The 17,225-nt window shown below is 70.7% G+C and carries 16 protein-coding genes; 13 read left to right on the top strand and 3 right to left on the bottom strand.

Features of this window, described 5'->3' with window-relative positions; translation table 11 throughout:
* The first annotated feature begins 188 nt into the window (after nucleotides 1-188).
* From VFI59_10260 to arcC, 7 genes are all read left to right on the top strand, one after another.
* Nucleotides 189-2,135 (top strand): molybdopterin-dependent oxidoreductase, encoded by a 1,947-nt coding sequence (locus tag VFI59_10260; protein HET6714080.1) that lies wholly within the window; start codon nucleotides 189-191, stop codon nucleotides 2,133-2,135.
* Between the two features lie 66 nt (nucleotides 2,136-2,201).
* Nucleotides 2,202-4,079, top strand: a complete 1,878-nt coding sequence (locus VFI59_10255) for an NADH-ubiquinone oxidoreductase-F iron-sulfur binding region domain-containing protein (GenBank protein ID HET6714079.1) — start codon at nucleotides 2,202-2,204, stop codon at nucleotides 4,077-4,079.
* The gene (locus VFI59_10250; protein ID HET6714078.1) at nucleotides 4,079-5,101 is read left to right on the top strand and encodes a 2Fe-2S iron-sulfur cluster-binding protein; all 1,023 of its coding nucleotides are present in this window, start codon (nucleotides 4,079-4,081) and stop codon (nucleotides 5,099-5,101) included. The genes VFI59_10255 and VFI59_10250 overlap by 1 nt, the downstream gene beginning before the upstream one ends.
* Nucleotides 5,058-5,696: an NTP transferase domain-containing protein gene (locus tag VFI59_10245; GenBank protein ID HET6714077.1), complete on the top strand. Its 639-nt coding sequence runs from the start codon at nucleotides 5,058-5,060 to the stop codon at nucleotides 5,694-5,696. Before VFI59_10250 ends, VFI59_10245 begins: the two co-directional genes overlap by 44 nt.
* A 9-nt stretch (nucleotides 5,697-5,705) precedes the next feature.
* Complete coding sequence (locus VFI59_10240) at nucleotides 5,706-6,557, top strand: MBL fold metallo-hydrolase (GenBank protein HET6714076.1); 852 nt, start codon at nucleotides 5,706-5,708, stop codon at nucleotides 6,555-6,557.
* 136 nt (nucleotides 6,558-6,693) lie between these two features.
* Nucleotides 6,694-8,010 (top strand): cyclic 2,3-diphosphoglycerate synthase, encoded by a 1,317-nt coding sequence (locus VFI59_10235; protein HET6714075.1) that lies wholly within the window; start codon nucleotides 6,694-6,696, stop codon nucleotides 8,008-8,010.
* Nucleotides 8,011-8,097: 87 nt separating this feature from the next.
* Nucleotides 8,098-9,054 carry a carbamate kinase gene (gene arcC / locus VFI59_10230; protein HET6714074.1) on the top strand — a complete coding sequence of 319 codons (957 nt, stop codon included), beginning with the start codon at nucleotides 8,098-8,100 and terminating at the stop codon, nucleotides 9,052-9,054.
* Here the strand turns inward: arcC and VFI59_10225 are convergent.
* Nucleotides 9,051-9,221 (bottom strand): hypothetical protein, encoded by a 171-nt coding sequence (locus VFI59_10225; GenBank protein ID HET6714073.1) that lies wholly within the window; start codon nucleotides 9,219-9,221, stop codon nucleotides 9,051-9,053. The two genes, arcC and VFI59_10225, sit on opposite strands and share 4 nt — an antisense overlap.
* Nucleotides 9,222-9,354: 133 nt before the next feature.
* Between VFI59_10225 and VFI59_10220 the strand changes: the two genes are divergently transcribed.
* From VFI59_10220 to VFI59_10200, 5 genes are read left to right on the top strand one after another with little or no spacing between them, the layout of a single operon-like run.
* Nucleotides 9,355-9,525, top strand: coding sequence for a hypothetical protein (locus VFI59_10220; GenBank protein ID HET6714072.1), 171 nt, complete (start codon nucleotides 9,355-9,357; stop codon nucleotides 9,523-9,525).
* Nucleotides 9,526-9,550: 25 nt separating this feature from the next.
* Nucleotides 9,551-10,573: an ATP-dependent 6-phosphofructokinase gene (locus VFI59_10215; protein HET6714071.1), complete on the top strand. Its 1,023-nt coding sequence runs from the start codon at nucleotides 9,551-9,553 to the stop codon at nucleotides 10,571-10,573.
* A gap of 46 nt (nucleotides 10,574-10,619) precedes the next feature.
* Entirely contained in the window at nucleotides 10,620-11,768 is a 1,149-nt protein-coding gene (locus tag VFI59_10210) for an ATP-dependent 6-phosphofructokinase (GenBank protein HET6714070.1), read from the top strand.
* A 53-nt stretch (nucleotides 11,769-11,821) separates the two neighbouring features.
* Entirely contained in the window at nucleotides 11,822-12,901 is a 1,080-nt protein-coding gene (locus VFI59_10205) for a threonine aldolase family protein (GenBank protein ID HET6714069.1), read from the top strand.
* Complete coding sequence (locus tag VFI59_10200; protein HET6714068.1) at nucleotides 12,901-13,524, top strand: sulfite oxidase-like oxidoreductase; 624 nt, start codon at nucleotides 12,901-12,903, stop codon at nucleotides 13,522-13,524. The genes VFI59_10205 and VFI59_10200 overlap by 1 nt, the downstream gene beginning before the upstream one ends.
* Here the strand turns inward: VFI59_10200 and VFI59_10195 are convergent.
* Both VFI59_10195 and pknB read right to left on the bottom strand, forming a co-directional pair.
* On the bottom strand, nucleotides 13,488-14,363 hold the full coding sequence (locus tag VFI59_10195) for a deoxyribonuclease IV (protein ID HET6714067.1): 876 nt from the start codon (nucleotides 14,361-14,363) through the stop codon (nucleotides 13,488-13,490). The genes VFI59_10200 and VFI59_10195 overlap by 37 nt on opposite strands.
* A 14-nt stretch (nucleotides 14,364-14,377) precedes the next feature.
* Nucleotides 14,378-16,300, bottom strand: coding sequence for a Stk1 family PASTA domain-containing Ser/Thr kinase (gene pknB / locus VFI59_10190; protein ID HET6714066.1), 1,923 nt, complete (start codon nucleotides 16,298-16,300; stop codon nucleotides 14,378-14,380).
* Nucleotides 16,301-16,364: 64 nt separating this feature from the next.
* Between pknB and VFI59_10185 the strand changes: the two genes are divergently transcribed.
* The gene (locus VFI59_10185; GenBank protein ID HET6714065.1) at nucleotides 16,365-17,198 is read left to right on the top strand and encodes a hypothetical protein; all 834 of its coding nucleotides are present in this window, start codon (nucleotides 16,365-16,367) and stop codon (nucleotides 17,196-17,198) included.
* The last annotated feature ends 27 nt before the right edge of the window (nucleotides 17,199-17,225 follow it).

The raw sequence follows: 17,225 nt of genomic DNA, 5'->3' as shown, positions 1-17,225 counted from the left end.
CGTCGGGATGATCGCCGATCGGGATCCGGTCCATGCGCACTTCATGGACCGGCGTCGCCCCGGCGGCCAACCCGGATCCGCCATCCTTCCTCCGGATGCCCCTCGTCTGCCTGCCCCGCGTAGAATCCTTGACACGGGGCGACCGCACCCCGCGATGGGTCGGCAGACCCGGAAGGAGAGACGAGTCGATGAGCACGACGCTCACCCGCCTCACCGAGCCGATGGTTCGCGAGCACGGCGAGCTGCGCGTGGCCAACTGGGACGAGGCCCTCGACCGGGCCGCCGAGGGGCTCCGCCGCGCCGCCGACCGCAACCCCGGCTGGGGCACGGGGGTGTTCAGCTGCTCGAAGGCCACGAACGAGATGAACTTCGTCGCCGGGAAGTTCAGCCGTCAGGTCCTCGGCAGCAACAACATCGACAGCTGTAACCGCACCTGACACGCGCCCTCGGTGGTCGGTCTGGCCACCGTCTTCGGTGCCGGTGGCGGTACCAGCTCATATGAGGAGGTCGAGCACACCGACCTCATCCTGCTGTGGGGCTCGAACGCTCGAGCCGCGCACCCTATCTTCTTCCACCACGTCCTGAAGGCGGTCAACCGCGGGGCGAAGCTGATCGTGGTCGATCCCCGGCGCACGGAATCGGCGGAGTGGGGCGACCTGTGGCTCGGCATCGACGTCGGCACCGACATCGCGCTGTCGAACACGATGGCGCGCGAGATCGTCGTGAACGACCTCCAGCACCACGCGTTCGTTGAGGGGGCCACGCTCGGGTTCGCCGAGTACGTCGACTCGATCATGGACTGGACGCTCGAGCGAGGTGAGGCCGTGACCGGGGTGCCGGCCGACGTGATCCGCGAGGTAGCGCATGCCTACGCGAAGGCCGACCGGGCGACGATCTGCTGGACGCTCGGCATCACCGAACACCACAACGCCGTCGACAACGTGCTCTCGCTGATCAATCTGTCGCTCCTCACCGGCCACGTCGGCACGTACGGCAGCGGCGTGAATCCGCTGCGCGGCCAGAACAACGTGCAGGGTGGCGGTGACATGGGCGCGATCCCGAACAAGCTGGCCGGCTTCCAGGACATCGAGAAGGACGCGGCCGCCCGGGCGAAGTTCGAGGCGGCCTGGGGCACGCCGATCATCCCGAAGTACGGCTGGCACCTCACCAACATGTTCCAGGCGATGGAACGCGGCGAGCTCACCGCGGTGTACTGCATCGGCGAGAACCCGGCGTCGAGCGAGGCCGACAAGGAGCACGCCGTCGAGCTGCTGCAAGGCCTCGATACGCTGATCGTGCAGGACATCTTCATGACGAAGACCGCGGAGCTCGCCGACGTCGTGTTCCCCGCGTCCAACAGCGCGTTCGAGTCCGACGGCACGGTGACGAATTCCGAGCGCAGGGTGCAGCGGGTGCGGGCGGCCCTGCAGCCGCCGGGCGAAGCCAAGGACGACATCTGGATCATCAACCAGCTCGCGAACCGCATGGGGGCCGGCTGGGGCGATGTCTCACCGCGTGAGGCGTGGGACGAGTTGCGCACCCTCAGCCCGATGCACGCGGGCATGAGCTGGGAGCGCCTCGACGAGCTCGGCGGCATCCAGTGGCCGTGCCCCGACGAGGAGCATCCCGGCACGACGTTCCTGCACGCCCGCCTGTGGGAGTTCGACGACCCCGAGGCGCAGGGCGCGAAGGCGCCGTTCTCGATCGTGATCGACGACCCGCCGGTCGACGAGCTCACGGAAGAGTTCCCGTTGCGCCTCACGACCGGTCGCCGACTCGACTCCTTCAACACCGGGGTGCAGACGGGCGCGTTCACGTCACCGCTGCGCCGTGGGGAGACGATCGACGTCTCGCCCGAGGACGCCGAGCGGCTCGCCCTCGCCGAGGAGGAATGCGTCGTCGTCTCGAGCCGCCGGGGGTCGGTCGAGGTGCCGGTCCACGTCGACGAGGCGCTCCGCCCCGGGCTCGTCTTCATGACGTTCCACTTCCCCGACCAGGTCGACACGAACGTGCTCACGATCGAGGCGACCGACCCGAAGTCGGGGACCGCCGAGTTCAAGGCTGCCGCGGTGCGCATCGACAAGTTGCCGGAGTCGCAGCCCGCCGGTTCGGTGTCCGGCGGAGGCGGGGAGTAGCATCCCGACCGTGACCGCCATCCGCCCGCCAGCGTCGCCCTCGGAGGCGTCGTGGACCTGAAGCTGATGCAGGCCGGCCCGTCGGCCGCCGAGCGCGCCGCCGTGGACGAGCTGCTCGGTCCGCCGACGAGCGCCTGGGACGGTGCGCTCGAACGCTCGGAATTCGACCACCGTGTGGCCCGAGGGGGAGCCGACGCGCGCGGAGACCGCGACCTGCTGCTGCCCGCGCTGCACGCCCTGCAGGGCGCGGCCGGCTGGATCAGCCCCGGCGGTATGAACTACGTCTGCGAGCGCCTCACGGTGCCCCCGGCCGAGGCGTACGGGGTCGCGACGTTCTACGCGATGTTCAGCGTCGAGGAACGGCCACCCACCGTCGTCCACGTCTGCGACGACCTGGCCTGCCGCCGGGCGGGTGCCGAGACGGTGATCGATCGCCTGCGCTCCGACGACGCAACCGTCGTGGCGAGCCCCTGTCTCGGGCTCTGTGAACGGGCACCTGCGTTGCTGCTGCAGCGCGCCGGCGACCAGGTGGACTCGGCCCTCGCCCCGGTGACCGACGATGCCCTCGAGGGGTTGATCCGCGACGGTGTCTGGGGCGACGCGGACGCCGGGCCCGAGAGCGCGCCGCAGGCGTGGGAGGCCGCATCGCGAGAGGGCCTCCGTCTGCTGCGGCGCATCGGCGCCGTGGACCCCTCCTCGATCGATGACTACCGGGCGCACGGGGGCTACGAGGCGCTGCGCCTGGCTCTCGAGCACGGCCCCGAGTGGACCCTCCGCGAGGTGACCGACTCCAAGCTGATGGGCCGCGGCGGCGCGGCGTTCCCCACGGGCGTGAAATGGAAGGCGGTCGCCGAGCAGCCGGTCCGCCCGCACTACTTCGTGTGCAATGCCGACGAGAGCGAGCCCGGCACGTTCAAGGACCGCGTCGTGATGGAGCAGGATCCGTTCGCGGTGATCGAGGCCCTCACGATCGCCGGCATCACCACCGGGTGCGAGCGAGGCTACGTGTACATCCGCGGGGAGTACCCGCTCGCGACCGAGCGCCTCGTGCACGCGATCGAGGAAGCGCGCCGGCACGGCTTCCTCGGCGACGACGTGTTCGGGCACGGCGCCGCGTTCGACGTCGAGCTCCGCCGGGGTGCCGGCGCGTACATCTGCGGCGAGGAGACGGCGCTGTTCAACTCGCTCGAAGGCAAACGCGGGGAGCCCCGGAACAAGCCACCGTTCCCGGTGCAGCGCGGGTTGTTCGGCAAGCCCACCGGCATCAACAACGTCGAGACGCTGATCAACGTGCTCGAGCTGCTGCGGATCGGCGGCCGGGCGTACGCCGGCATCGGCACGGAAGGCTCCACGGGTCCGCGGCTCTTCTGCCTGTCCGGCGACGTGGCGGCGCCCGGCGTCTACGAGCACCCGCACGGGGTCACGCTGCGGGAGGTGATCGACGCCTCGGGCGGCGTGCGTGACGGGCGGGCGCCGAAGGCCGTGCTGCTGGGCGGCGCCGCCGGCGGGTTCGTCGGCCCCGATCGGCTCGACGTGCGGCTCACGTTCGAGGATGCCCGCGAGGGTGGTTACACGCTCGGATCCGGGGTCGTGATGGTGTTCGGCGACTCCGCCGACCTCTCCGACACGTGCCTTCGCATCGCGCGGTTCTTCCGGGACGAGTCCTGCGGGCAGTGTGTGCCGTGCCGGGTCGGCACCGTCCGCCAGGAGGAGGCGCTGCACCGGCTCGTGCAGGGCAGGACGCTGGGCTCGCGCGCCGACGAGCTCGCGCTGCTCGAGGACGTCGCCCGGGTGATGCGCGACGCGTCGATCTGCGGGCTCGGCCAGACGGCGGCCAACGCCGTGCAGTCGGCGATCGCGTCGCTCGGGGTGTTCGGCGGCGGCGAAGCGGACGCGCTCGAGGGAGAGGCCGTGCCGACCCGCACCGAGGCGCAGGAGTCCTGATGGCCGTCCGACCCCTCGGCGCCGTGCCGCTCGAGCCCCCCCGCCGTCTGCTCACGGTCACGGTCGACGGCGCCGAGACCCGGGTGCCCGAGGGCGCCACGATCCTCGACGCCTGCCGGGCGAACGCGGTCGATACGCCCACGCTCTGTTACGCCGACAACCTCACGCCAGTCAACGCGTGCCGCGTATGCGTGGTCGAGGTGGAGGGCTCGCGCACACTCGTGCCCGCGTGCAGCCGGACGGCCGAGGACGGCATGGTCGTGTCGACCGACACCGACCGGGTCCGGCACTCCCGCACCCTCGTGATGGAATTCCTCGCGTCGAGCGTCGAGATGGACCTCACGAATGCCGACGTGCACCGCTGGATGGCGGAGTACGAGGTGCATCCCGAGCGGTTCGGGGCGCAGATGCCCGAGCTGCCGGCCGACGAGCGCGACCGGCGTGACCCCGGCCATCACCACGAACCCCTCGACCCGACCGTGGCCGAGGGCGTCGCCCAGCCCGTGAAGATCGACAATGAGCTGTACGTGCGCGACTACTCCCGCTGCATCCTCTGTTACAAGTGCGTCGAGGCCTGCGGCGTCGACGCCCAGAACACGTTCGCGATCGCCGTCGCGGGCCGCGGCTTCGACGCCCGGATCTCGACCGAGTACGCGGTCCCGCTCGACGAGTCCGCGTGCGTGTACTGCGGCAACTGCATCGGGGTCTGTCCGACCGGCGCGCTGATGTTCCGCAGCGAACACGAGATGCGCGAGGACGGCTCGTGGGACGAACAGCAGCAGACCGTGACGAACACGATCTGCCCGTACTGTGGCGTCGGGTGCGAGCTCGAGCTGCACGTGCAGGACAACGAGATCGTGAAGGTCACCAGCCCCTGGGACCATTCGGTCACCAACGGGCACCTGTGCATCAAGGGGCGGTTCGGGTTCGCCTACGTGCAGTCGCGGCGGGAAGACGATCCGACCCGCCGGCGCGCGGGTGCTCGGGACCGGCGGGGGTCGAGCGAGTCTGCGTCGGACTAGCGACCTCGTCAGCGGCATCGTGCTGGCCGGCGGACGCTCGACCCGGTTCGGCGGTGCCGACAAGCTCGCGGCAGATGTGGATGGCACACCGCTCCTGCACCACGCGGTGATCGGGCTCGCGAGGGTCACGGACGACCTCGTGATCGTGATCGGACCCGAGGCGGCGGAGCCTTCGATGCCTTCGGACGTCCGGGTCCGGTTCACGAGAGACGCGGTGGCGGACGAGGGCCCGCTCGCCGGGGCGCTCGCGGGGCTCGAGGCGGCCGGCCGGGAGCTCGCCGTCCTCGTCGGCGGCGACATGCCCGAGCTCTCGGTCGAGGTCCTGCGCGACCTGGTCCGCGTCGCCGGGGCCGGTGCCGTCGACGCCGTGGCGCTCGAGGACGGTGGACGGTTCCGCCCCCTCCCGGTCGTGGTGCGGACACTCCCGGCCGCGGTCACGGCCCGATCGCTGCTGGAGCGCGGGGAACGGTCCCTGCGGGCCTGGCTCGAGGCGCTGGACGTGCGGACGATCGGCGAGGCGACCTGGACCCGCCTCGACCCGGGCCGGCGGACGCTTCGCGACGTGGACGCCCCGTCGGATCTCCACGCGACGTAGGCTGCTGCCATGACGCACGTCGAGCCGATACGGGTCGGCGACGTCGAGATCGCCGTGGCCTGCTACGGGTTCGCCCCGCTCGATCTCGCCGACGAGTGCCCGGGCCACGACGTGGACTGGCCGGCCGAGCGCGAGCGGCACCCGTGGGCCTTCGTCGACGAGGGCTCCTGGCCATGGCACGTGCACGCGTTCGTCGCGAGCGGCCGCTGGGGAACGGCGGTGATCGACACGGGCGTCGGCGCGTACCCGCCGTATCGGCCCTGGGCGCCGGGGACGGGAAGCTCGGCCGACGAGGCGTTCGCGGGCGTCGAGCTCGCGCCGGGCGACGTGGGCCTCGTGGTGCTCTCGCATCTGCACGCGGACCACGCGGGAGGCGCGTGGGCGGGGGAGAGGCCGCGGTTCCCGAACGCCCGCTACGTGCTCCACGAGGCCGACCTCTCGTTCTTCGCAGACGGGCACGAGGCATACGCGGCGGTGAACGAGATGCAGCAACTGCGCACGCTGGGCCTGCTCGACCTCGATCCGCGCGACCGGGAGCTCGTCCCCGGCATCCGGGTCGTCCACACTCCAGGCCACACGCCGGGCCATCGCAGCATCGTCGTCGGGACCGACGCCGGCGACCACGTGCTCCTCGCGGGCGATCTGCTCCACATCCCGGTGCAAGCGGCACATCCCGAGTGGGCGTCGAGCCATGACGAAGATCCCGAGGCGGGCGCTGCCTCACGCCGGGGTCAGCTCGAACGGGCCGCCGAGGGGTCATGGATCGTGGGTGTTCCCCACTTCGCGCAGCCGTTCGGTCGCATGGGTGACGATGGATGGCGGTCCGTCGGGCCCTCCGCCGAAGGGGCCGACGCCCTCTGACCGGCGGCAGCCGGCTGGGGTAGTCTCGCCGATGAAGAGCGGGGACGTGCGCCGCGGCGCAGGCCCCGAGGCGCGCTCGCCTCCGCGCATCAGACGATTCCGACGCAACGGGCCTTCGAGCTGGAGGGGAGTCCTCATGGCGAAGCGACGTGTCCTCATCATGGGAGCTGCGGGTCGCGACTTCCACAACTTCAACACCGTGTACCGCGATGACGCGCAGACCGAGGTCGTGGCGTTCACAGCGACCCAGATCCCGTTCATCAACGACCGTCGGTACCCGGCCGAGATCGCGGGGCGGCACTACCCCGACGGCATCCAGATCTACGACGAGTCGGAGCTCGTGCGGTTGATCGGCGACCTCGACGTCGGCGACGTGGTGTTCAGCTATTCCGACGTCTCGCACGAGACCGTGATGCACAAGGCGAGCGAGGTGCTCGCAGCCGGGGCGAACTTCGTGCTCCTCGGGCCCGACGCGACGATGCTGCGCGCGACGATCCCGACCGTGGCCGTGACGGCCGTACGGACCGGCGTGGGCAAGAGCCAGACGACCAGGGCGATCGCCGGAGCGCTGAAGGGGGCGGGCAAGACCGTCGTCGCGGTGCGGCACCCGATGCCCTACGGTGACCTCGCCGCGCAGCGCGTGCAGCGGTTCGCGGCGCTCGAGGACCTCGACCGGTACGGCACGACGATCGAGGAGCGCGAGGAGTACGAGCCGCACATCATGAGCGGCACCGTGATCTACGCCGGTGTGGACTACGGCGCGATCCTCGAGCAGGCGCAGGCCGAGGCCGACGTGCTGCTGTGGGACGGCGGAAACAACGACCTGCCCTTCTATTCACCCGACGTCTGGATCACGCTCGTCGACCCGCTGCGCGCGGGCCACGAACTCAGGTATCACCCCGGAGAGGCGAACCTACGAGCGGCCGACGTGATCGTCGTGAACAAGATGGACTCCGCGACGGCCGAGCAGGTCGCGATGATCGACGCGACGATCGCCGAGGTGAACCCCTCGGCCACGGTCGTCAAGGCGAACTCGGACGTCACGGTCGACGACCCAGGGGCGATCCGCGGCGCGCGCGTGCTCGTCGTCGAGGACGGTCCGACCCTTACGCACGGCTCGATGAAGATCGGCGCCGGCGTGGTCGCTGCCGAGCGCAACGGTGCCGCCGTGATCGTCGACCCTCGGCCGTGGGCGCTGGGCACGATCGCGGACACGTTCGAGAAGTACGACGTCGGCGCCGTGCTGCCGGCCATGGGCTACAGCGACGGCCAGCTCGCCGAGATGGAGAAGATCATCGAGGCCGCGGACGTCGACCTCGTCGTGATCGGCACCCCGATCGACCTGCGGCGGGTGATCGACATCCGCAAGCCCGCCGTGCGCGTGCGCTACGACCTGGACGTCCTCCCGGAGTCCCCCCAGTTGCTCGACGTGCTCAAGCCCGTCCTGGGCTGAGCCGACTCGGAAACGCGGGGCGCGACCAAGCCGTCGCGTCCGTGCGAGCGGCGGGTGCAACGGCCCGCGACGGTGGAAGGGGTGCGCATGGAACGGGTCGTGGTCGCCTTGGGCGGCAATGCGCTGCTTCGTCGCGGTGCCGACGACACGTTCGAGGAGATGTACCGGGCCTGCCGCCGGGCCGCCGAGCGCATCGCCGACATCGCGGCCGACGGGTGGCAGGTGGTCCTCACCCACGGCAACGGACCACAGGTGGGCAGGATCCTACTGCAGCAGGAGGCCGCCGCGGAGTCGGTGCATCCGATGCCGCTCGACGTGTGCGGGGCTGAGAGCCAGGGACAGATCGGCTATCTGCTCCAGGTGACGATCGGTGACGTCTTCTTCGAACGCGGCATGGAACGCCCCGTCGCCACCGTGCTGACCCTCACGAGGGTGCCTCCCGACGACCCGGCGTTCGCCAACCCGACGAAGTACGTCGGCCCTTACTACGAGGAGCATGAGGCGCGCCGTCTCGAAGAAGAGCGCGGCTACACGATGAAGGCCGACCCGCACGGTGGGTGGCGCCGCGTCGTGCCGAGCCCGAAGCCCTACTCGATCGTCGAGACCCCCGTGATCGCCCGGATGGTCGCCGACGACGTGATCGTGATCGCGAGCGGCGGCGGGGGCGTGCCCGTGATCGAGGAAGGCCCCCGGTTGATCGGCAAGGAGGGTGTCGTCGACAAGGACCTCGCGGCCGCGATCCTCGCGAAGGAGGTCGGCGCGAGCACCCTCCTGATCCTCACCGACGTGAAGAAGGTGCAACGGGGGTACGGCTCGTTCTACCCCGAGGACATCGACCGCATGACGGTCGGCGAGGCCCAGACGCTGCTCAAGAAGGGTGAGTTCGGTGCGGGGTCCATGTGGCCGAAGATCGAGGCGGCGATCGGCTTCGTGCGCGGCGGGGGAGCGATGGCCGTGATCGCCGACCTGGAGGACGCGACCGACGCGCTGCGGGGCGAGGCGGGGACCGTGATCGTGCCGAGGTCCGACGGGAACGGTGCCTAGAGCCCTCGCCGCTCGCGGCGACCCGGGTTGCGGAACTGCTGCGCGATCACGAAGAGGGCGAAGAGACCCACGGCACCTGCCAGCAGCACCAGCAGGCCCACGAAGACCGCCTCGAGCCATCCCTTGATCTCGGGGAACAGCCCTCCGATCAGCGCCGCATCGATCATGCCGACATCCTATCGAAGCCCCGGGAACCGGCCGGGAGTGCCCTACCCGGCCCGCGGTATCAAGGTCCCGGCACGCGGTTCCGATGCTGCATGAGGCATCGATCTCACGCACGTAGAGGGTGGAGACGGACGAATGGCGGACAGGCGGTCGGTCGACAAGGGGCTCGGCTTCGTGAAGGACGTGACCGATGAGCGGGCACCGGGGGCCGAGGGCCCCGAGGGCTCCTCGCAGGAGGACGGCGCCTACGAGGACAGCTGGTACCAGGTGCTGAAGGCGCAGGCCGACGGGGCCGAGGAGGCCTGATCCCGGCCGTCGTAGGCTGTCGCCCGTGCGGATCGGACTCCTCACCGGCGGAGGCGACTGCCCGGGCCTGAACGCGGCGATCCGGGCCGTCGTGCGCCACGCGCTCGACGAGATCGGCGCCACCGTCTACGGCTTCCGCGACGGGTGGCGCGGGGTGATGGAGGGCACCGCCGATGAGCTCACCCGCGACGAGGTCCGCGGCATCCTGCCTCGAGGCGGCACGATCCTCGGCACGTCGGGGATGCAGCCGTTCCGGACCCCCGACGGCATCGACCGGGTGCGCGAGACGACCGAGGTGCATCGGCTCGACGGGTACATCGCGATCGGCGGCGAGGGCACGATGAGCGCGTGCGCCGCGATGCCCGACGTCCCGGTGGTCGGGGTGCCGAAGACGATCGACAACGACATCGGCGGCACCGACCACAGCATCGGGTTCCAGACCGCCGTGCAGATCGCGACCGACCTGATCGACCGGCTCTACAGCACGGCCGAGAGCCACCAACGCGTGATGGTCTGCGAGGTCATGGGGCGCAGTGCGGGATGGATCGGGCTCGAGGCGGGCCTCGCCGGGGCGGCCGACGTGATCCTGCTGCCCGAGCACCCGTTCGACATCGAGCTCGTCGCCCGCCGGGTGAAGCAGCGCATGCTCGAGGATCGTCGGTTCTCGATCGTCGTGGTGTCCGAGGGGGCCTCGCCGGTCCCTGGCACGATGGACGTGCCCGACTACGCGCTCGATGAGAACGGATGGCCGCGGCTCGGAGGCATCGGGAGCCTCGTGGCCCGGGAGCTGGGGATGCGCAACAGCGTGGAATCGCGCATCACCGTGCTCGGACACGTGCAGCGTGGCGGATCGCCCGTGGCCTACGACCGGGTGCTCGCGACCCGCCTCGGGATCGCGGCCATCGAGGAAGCTGCGCACGGCGGGTGGGGCAACATGGTCGGCATGCTCGGGCGGAAGATCGTGACCACCTCCGTGGCCGAGGTGGGCGCCGCACCTCGCACGGTGCCCGACGAACTCTGGGACCTGCCGCAGGTGCGCTGCGATTGAGGGCCGGCTCCCACGCGGGGCAGGCCGGCTCTCGTAGGCTTCCGCCATGCGCATCGGCATCCTGACCGGCGGCGGCGACGTGCCGGGCCTCAATGCCGCGATCAAGGCGGTGGTCAACCGGGCCGCGTCGGAGGGGCACGAGGTCGTCGGCATCAGGCGCGGATGGGGCGGCCTGCTCGACACCGAGCCGGACGACCTCGAGAGCATCGCGGCCAACTCGCTGGCGCTCGACCCCGGTGTGGTGCGGACGATCGACCGCTCGGGGGGGACATTCCTGCATACCTCGCGTACGAACCCGGCCAAGGTAAAGGCGGCGGACGAGCCGGCGTTCCTGGCATCGGGACGCGTCGACGAGGGTCCCCGCGACCACACGGACCACGTGCTCCGCGTGATCGAACGACTCGGCCTGGACTCGCTGATCCCGATCGGCGGCGACGACACCCTCTCGTTCGCCCTGCGCCTGCATCAGGAAGGCGTGCCGGTGATCGCGATCCCGAAGACGATGGACAACGACGTGCACGGCACCGACTACTGCATCGGCTTCTCGACCGCCGTGACCCGCACGGTGATATTCGTGCACCAGCTGCGCACGAGCGCGGGCTCGCACGAGCGCCTGGCTGTGGTCGAGGTGTTCGGTCGCTACAGCGGCGAGACCTCGCTCGTGTCGGCGTACCTATCGGGGGTGGAGCGAGCGATCATCTCCGAAGTGCCGTTCGACATCGATCGGCTGGCCGAGCAGCTGAAGCGCGACAAGGCCGCGAACCCGAGCAACTACGCGATGATGACGATCTCCGAGGGCGCCACGTTCGCCGGCGGCGAGATGGTGCAGGCCGGCGTCGAGGACGCCTACGGGCACCGCAAGCTGGGAGGCATCGGGCAGCGGACGAGCGAGCTACTCAAGGAACGCACCGGCTCCGACATGATCTACCAGCAGGTCGGCTACCTGATGCGGTCGGGCTCGCCCGATTCGCTCGATCTGATGGTCGCGATCAACTACGCGGTGATGGCGGCCGACCTCGCGATCGAAGGGGTGCACGGCCGCCTCGTCGCGCTGCGAAACGGGAACTACGTCAACGTGCCGCTCTCGGTGCTGGGACAGGGCGTGAAGCGGGTCGACGTCGACGCGCTCTACGACCTCGAAGCGTACCGACCGAAGATCCGCCACGTCGACGGCAAGCCGATGTTCCTGTACTGAGGCGCCGACGCGTGCGCCGGGTCGTGCACGCTCGCATCGCTAGACTGCGGCCCATGAGCCGGTTCCGGGTGGATCTGCGTTCGGACACCGTCACCGCCCCGTCGCCAGAGATGCGCCGGGCGATGGCTGAGGCCGAGGTCGGCGACGCCTGGTACGGAGACGACCCGACCGTGAACCGGTTGCAGGAGCTCGCGGCCGAGTGCCTCGGCACGGAGGCCGCCCTCTACGTGCCCACCGGCACGATGGCGAACCAGATCGCGCTGGCCCTTCACACGAACCCAGGTCATCTCGCGGCGTGTTCGGAGTGGTCACACGTCGCGACGACCGAGGTGATGACCTCGGCGACCCTGTCGGGCATCGCGTTCCGGACCGCCGACCCCGGGCCACGGGGCTGGATCGACGCTGAGATCGCCGCAGCCCTGCTCGAACCCGACTCCTACTACGACGTCGAGGTCGTCGATGTCGTCTCCGTCGAGAACACCGTCGGCGGAGCCGGCGGCCGCGTGATGCCCGCCGAGGAGCTGCGCGCGGTGCGCAAGGTCGCCGAGGCGGCCGGGGTGGGGGTCCATCTCGACGGTGCCAGGCTCTTCAATGCCGCCGCGGCCGCCGGGGTGGACGCCGTGGAGTTCGCGCGCGAAGCCGACACGGTGATGTTCTGCGTGTCCAAGGGGCTCGGTGCACCGATCGGGTCGCTGCTGTGCGGCCCCGCCGAACTGATGCCCGAGGCCCGACGCCTCTGGATCCTGTTCGGCGGCGCGTGGCGCCAGGCCGGCATCACCGCGGCGGCGGGCATCGTCGCGCTCGAACGAGGTCCCGGGCGTCTCCACGAGGACCACGAGCGCGCCCGCCGCCTCGCCGAGGGGGTCGCCGAGCGCCTCCCCGGCTCGATCGATCTCGGACAGGTTGAAACGAACATGGTCTTCGTCGACACGGAAGCGGTGGGGCTCGGCGTGCTCGAGACGCTCGAGCGGCTCGAGGCCCTCGGCGTGGGGGCGACGCACACCGGGAGTCACGTGCGCATGGTGACCCACGTCGACGTGAGCGACGACGGCGTCGACGTCGCGCTCGAGGCATGGGCATCCGTCGCGGAGGCCGCGTCCCCCGGGCGCCGCGAGGGTGCGAAGGAGGAATGATGGGCCTGTTCACGAAGAACTATCCGCCCGAGATCGCCCCCCGCATCCCGCCGGGTCAGCGTCTCGTGAAGACCTGGCCGGTGCTGCACTACGGGCCGATCCCGACGTTCGACGGCGCGCACTGGGACCTCGAGGTCTCGGGTCTCGTGGCGAACCCGTTCACGCTGAGCTACGAGGAGCTTCGAGCCCTGCCGAGCGTCACCGTGGGCGCCGACATGCATTGCGTGACGGGCTGGACGACGCTGGACAACGCGTGGGAAGGGGTCCCGTTCCGCACGATCCTCGAACGCGCGCAGCCGGCGCCAGAAGCGAAGTGGGTGATCGCGGAGAGCCCGTCCGGGTACACGTCGGACCTGTCGCTCGATGCGATGAGCGACGATGACGTGCTGCTCGCATGGCGCAACTACGGCGAGGACCTGACACCCGAGCACGGCTGGCCGCTCCGGCTCGTGGTGCCGAAGCGGTACGCGTGGAAGAGCGCGAAGTGGCTCACGGGACTCCGGTTCAGCGACCGCAACGAACGCGGATTCTGGGAGGAACGCGGCTACCACGTGCACGCCGAGCCGTTCGCGGAGGAGCGCTACAGCTACCAGGAGGGACCGAGGGCGGAGCTCGAACCCTGAACGGGCGCACCCCTCGCGACGTCAGGCGGGGCCAGGCTGCGCAGCAGCGCGATCTGCGCCGCGTGCGACGCCGCGTCGCCAGGGGTCTCGAGCACGAACGTCCAGTCGGCCGCCTCCGGTCGTGCCAGCAATGCACGCCATCCCTCCGCCCCGATCGCCCCCTCGCCGATCGGGGCGTGGCGGTCGCGGCGTTCCCCCTTGGAAAAGGCGGAGTCGTTGGCGTGCACGAGGCAGACCCGCCCGGTGAGCTCGTGCGCCGCCAATTCGTCGAACATCGCCGCAACCCCTTCGGGCGTGTCGAGTCCGTAGCCCGCCGCGAACAGGTGGCAGATGTCGAGACACAACCCGAGGCGATCGTCGTCGGTAACCTCGAGCAGAGCCGCAGCCTCCGCGATCGTTGAGGCGACCGCCCCGCGCGTCCCGGCCATCAGCTCCACGAGCACGCGCACCCCCTCGGCGGCCCCGACCGTCTCGAGCAGGCTGCGGACCGCACGACGACGCGATCGCGCAGGCTCGCCGGTGCCGCCCGCCCCCGCGTGTACCACGAGCAGGTCGACTCCGAGGAGGTCACAGGCACGGGCCGTACGTCGAGCGAGGGTCCGGGAGCGCGCGAGGAAGCCGCGGTTCGGCGAGGCGATGTTCACCACGTACGGGGCGTGGGCCGCCAGCGGACCGAGCCCGCTGGTCGTCCAGGCATCTCGGAACCGCGCGGCGGCCTCGTCGGAGAACGACGGGGGAGCCCAGGCGCGGGGATTCGAGACGAAGACCTGGGCGCAGTCGGCGCCACGTCGGCGGCACTGCTGGACGACGCCGGTGGTGGCTTCCGACCCACGGCGCACGTGTGCGCCGAACCTCACAGCAGGAAGAGCTGGATCGTGTCGCCGTAGCTGACCATCACGCCCGGCGCGGGGCTCTGGGTGATCACGACGCCGGTGCCGCCGGGGAGGTCGGTGAACGACACCTGCAGGCCGTACTCCGCGGCCCGGTCCTCGGCAGCGCCGCGGGTGAGCCCGATGAAGCTCGGCGCCTGGAAACGTTCGGGCCCGAGCGAGACCTTCAGCGTGACCGTCGAGGCGTAGGCGGTCTCCTCGCCGGCCTTCGGGCTCGCGCCGATGACGAACCCGCGCTCGACGCCGTTGGAGAAAGCTTCCTCGGTTCTGACCGTGAAGCCGAGCGCCTGGAGGGCGTCGGAGGCCTCGGTCTCGCTCATGCCGGCGACCTTCGGAACCTCGACGGGTGCGTGTCCCTTGCTCACGACCACCTCGACCGTGCTGCCTGAGGGGACCATGCCGGTCTGCCGCTGCTCGATCACGCTGCCCTCGGGGATCTCGTCGTCGTAGCGGCGCTTCACGATCGAGACGGCGAGACCGGCCCCTTCGAGCTGCGTGGTCGCCCGTTCGAGGGTCATGCCCTCGATGTTCGGGGCCTTCACCGGCGGCGGGCCGAGCGAGGGCACGATCGTGACCGTCTCGCCCTGCTCGAGCGAGGTTCCGGGCTCCGGCTGCACACGGATCACGCGATCCTCCGCGAGACGCGGAGAGTACTGTCCGTCGGCGATCACGACCGCGAAGCCGAGGTCGGAGAGCCGATCGCGCGCCTCGTCCACCGACACGCCGGCGAGCGCGGGGACGTCGGCACGGTGAGGGATCAGGTACGTCCACACCCCCCAAGCCGAGGCGGCGAGCGCGGCCACGAGGGCAACGATGCCCAGGAGCCGACGCCACCGACGGCGGGTACCCCGCTCCACCCTCGCGATCGTGGCGGTGGTGGTCTCGAGCTCGCTCGTCGCCGCCGCGTCGCCGAGCACGACGACGTCGGTCGTCGTGCCGTCGTCCGGAAGCGGCGTGACCGCAGGCGCGTCGTCGACGATCGACCCCAGTGCCCGCGAGGGGGGGAGCGAGGGCGCGATCGCGTCGAGGTCGCGATGCATCGCGAGCGCTGACTCCGGGCGCATCTCTCGGTCGCGGTCGGTGGCGCTCGCCACGAACCCGTCGAGCTCGGTCGGGACCGAGTGGACGGCCGCGCTGGGCACCGGCACCCGCCCCGACAGGTGCTTGTACGCGATCGACATCGCGGTCTCGCCGGTGAACGGAAGCTTCCCGGTCAGCAGCTCGTAGCTGACGATGCCGAGCGAGTACAGGTCGCTGCGAGGGTCGGCGGGCTCGCCCCGGATCTGCTCGGGTGCCAGATACTGGACCGTGCCGGTCACCGTTCCTGCCTGGGTCTGTCGTCCCTCGGCGTAGGCGCGCGCGAGGCCGAAGTCCGCAACCTTCACGACGCCCTCGGTGGTGACGAGGATGTTCTCGGGCTTGATGTCGCGGTGCACGATCCCCTGGCGGTGCGCGTGGTCGAGGGCCAGCAACGTCTGGCGCACGACCTCAGTGGTCTGCGCGGGCTCGAGCCGCCCGTCGCGGTTCAGCAGCGCCCGAAGGCTCTGGCCACGGACGAACTCCATGACCATGTAGTAGATGCCGTCGACCGAGCCCCAGTCGAAGACGGCCACGATGTTGGGGTGGGAGAGGCCGGCAGCCGCACGCGCTTCGGTTCTGAACCGGTCGACGAACGCCTGGTCGCCGGCGAGGGACCGGTGGAGCACCTTGATCGCGACCTCGCGAGCGAGGACCGTGTCGCGGGCGCGGAAGACCTCGCCCATGCCGCCCGAGGCGATGCGCTCCACGATGGCGTAGCGTCCATCGAGCGTGACGAGCGCATGGCCTTGCGGAGCCCCCGTGGGCGCCGGCTGCGCGATACTCCTAGACGTGATGCCCTCCTGCACGTGTCGGGGAAGCGCTCTCCGCAGGAGCGCCGGGCGAATCGTATAGCCGGAAAGGGGCCGGATCGTGGAGGTTCGGGCAACTGCGTCGCCGGAGGTTCATCCTGAGATCGGCGCCGATCTCGACCGGATCGAGGCGGCCGTGGCCGCCGGCAACACCGATCTGAGGGCCCTCGGGTTCTGGGCGGTGGTGAAGCAGGTCAAGCTCGACCGCCTCCTTGTGGACGAGCACGCCGATCAGATCGGCCGCATCGACACGGCCGCGTTCCGCACAGGGGTTCGGCTTCGAGCGCCGGTCTGGCTGGGCAACGCGCTGCTCGTCGTCGGCACGGTCGTCGGCGCGCTCGCCGTGGGGGCGGCCTTCGTCTGGCAGACCCCGCTGTGGAAGGGGCTGGCCATGATCGCGGCGGGGGCGATCTGGGCGATCTCGGTGCACGCCCCGACGCACTGGCTGGTGGGCACGATCGTGGGGATCAGGTGGACCGACTACTTCCTCGGCGGACCGCCCCCGCCTCGGCCGGGCCTGAAATCTGACTACGGTTCGTACCTGCGGGCCGATCCGGACTCCCGAGCCTGGATGCATGCGTCGGGCGCGGTCGCCACGAAGCTCGCCCCGTTCGCCGCGCTCGCGTTCTGGCCGGCCTCGGGTGCGCCCTGGTGGGCGGCGGCCGTGCTGGCCGGCATCGGTCTGCTGCAGATCGCGACCGACATCGGCGTCAGCACGAAGTCCAGCGACTGGAAGAAGTTTCGTCGCGAGAAGGCGATCGCGAGGGAACGGCGCGCCGCGTTGGAGCCAGGGGCTCCCCCCGAGGAACTGGCGCGGATCACCGGCGGATCGCAGATCCCGACGCCGGCGCCGCCGGCCCTCCTCGCCGAGCCGGTCGAGCGGCAGCCCGGTTGAGGCCGGGCCCCACATCGCCGCCCCGGT

The sequence above is a fragment of the Actinomycetota bacterium genome (assembly GCA_035697485.1).
Classification (GTDB): domain Bacteria; phylum Actinomycetota; class UBA4738; order UBA4738; family HRBIN12; genus JAOUEA01.
The sequence above is the reverse complement of the archived record's forward strand: the minus strand, read 5'-3'. Positions and strand labels throughout refer to the sequence as shown.

Bases quoted from the DNA above. Each gene is read 5' to 3' on its own strand.
- VFI59_10205 (HET6714069.1), top strand. From the start codon at position 11,822: ATGAGCCGGTTCCGGGTGGATCTGCGTTCGGACACCGTCACCGCCCCG.
- arcC (HET6714074.1), top strand. From the start codon at position 8,098: ATGGAACGGGTCGTGGTCGCCTTGGGCGGCAATGCGCTGCTTCGTCGC.
- VFI59_10255 (HET6714079.1), top strand. From the start codon at position 2,202: ATGCAGGCCGGCCCGTCGGCCGCCGAGCGCGCCGCCGTGGACGAGCTG.
- VFI59_10220 (HET6714072.1), top strand. From the start codon at position 9,355: ATGGCGGACAGGCGGTCGGTCGACAAGGGGCTCGGCTTCGTGAAGGAC.
- VFI59_10240 (HET6714076.1), top strand. From the start codon at position 5,706: ATGACGCACGTCGAGCCGATACGGGTCGGCGACGTCGAGATCGCCGTG.
- VFI59_10225 (HET6714073.1), bottom strand. From the start codon at position 9,221: ATGATCGATGCGGCGCTGATCGGAGGGCTGTTCCCCGAGATCAAGGGA.
- VFI59_10200 (HET6714068.1), top strand. From the start codon at position 12,901: ATGGGCCTGTTCACGAAGAACTATCCGCCCGAGATCGCCCCCCGCATC.
- VFI59_10250 (HET6714078.1), top strand. From the start codon at position 4,079: ATGGCCGTCCGACCCCTCGGCGCCGTGCCGCTCGAGCCCCCCCGCCGT.
- VFI59_10210 (HET6714070.1), top strand. From the start codon at position 10,620: ATGCGCATCGGCATCCTGACCGGCGGCGGCGACGTGCCGGGCCTCAAT.
- VFI59_10235 (HET6714075.1), top strand. From the start codon at position 6,694: ATGGCGAAGCGACGTGTCCTCATCATGGGAGCTGCGGGTCGCGACTTC.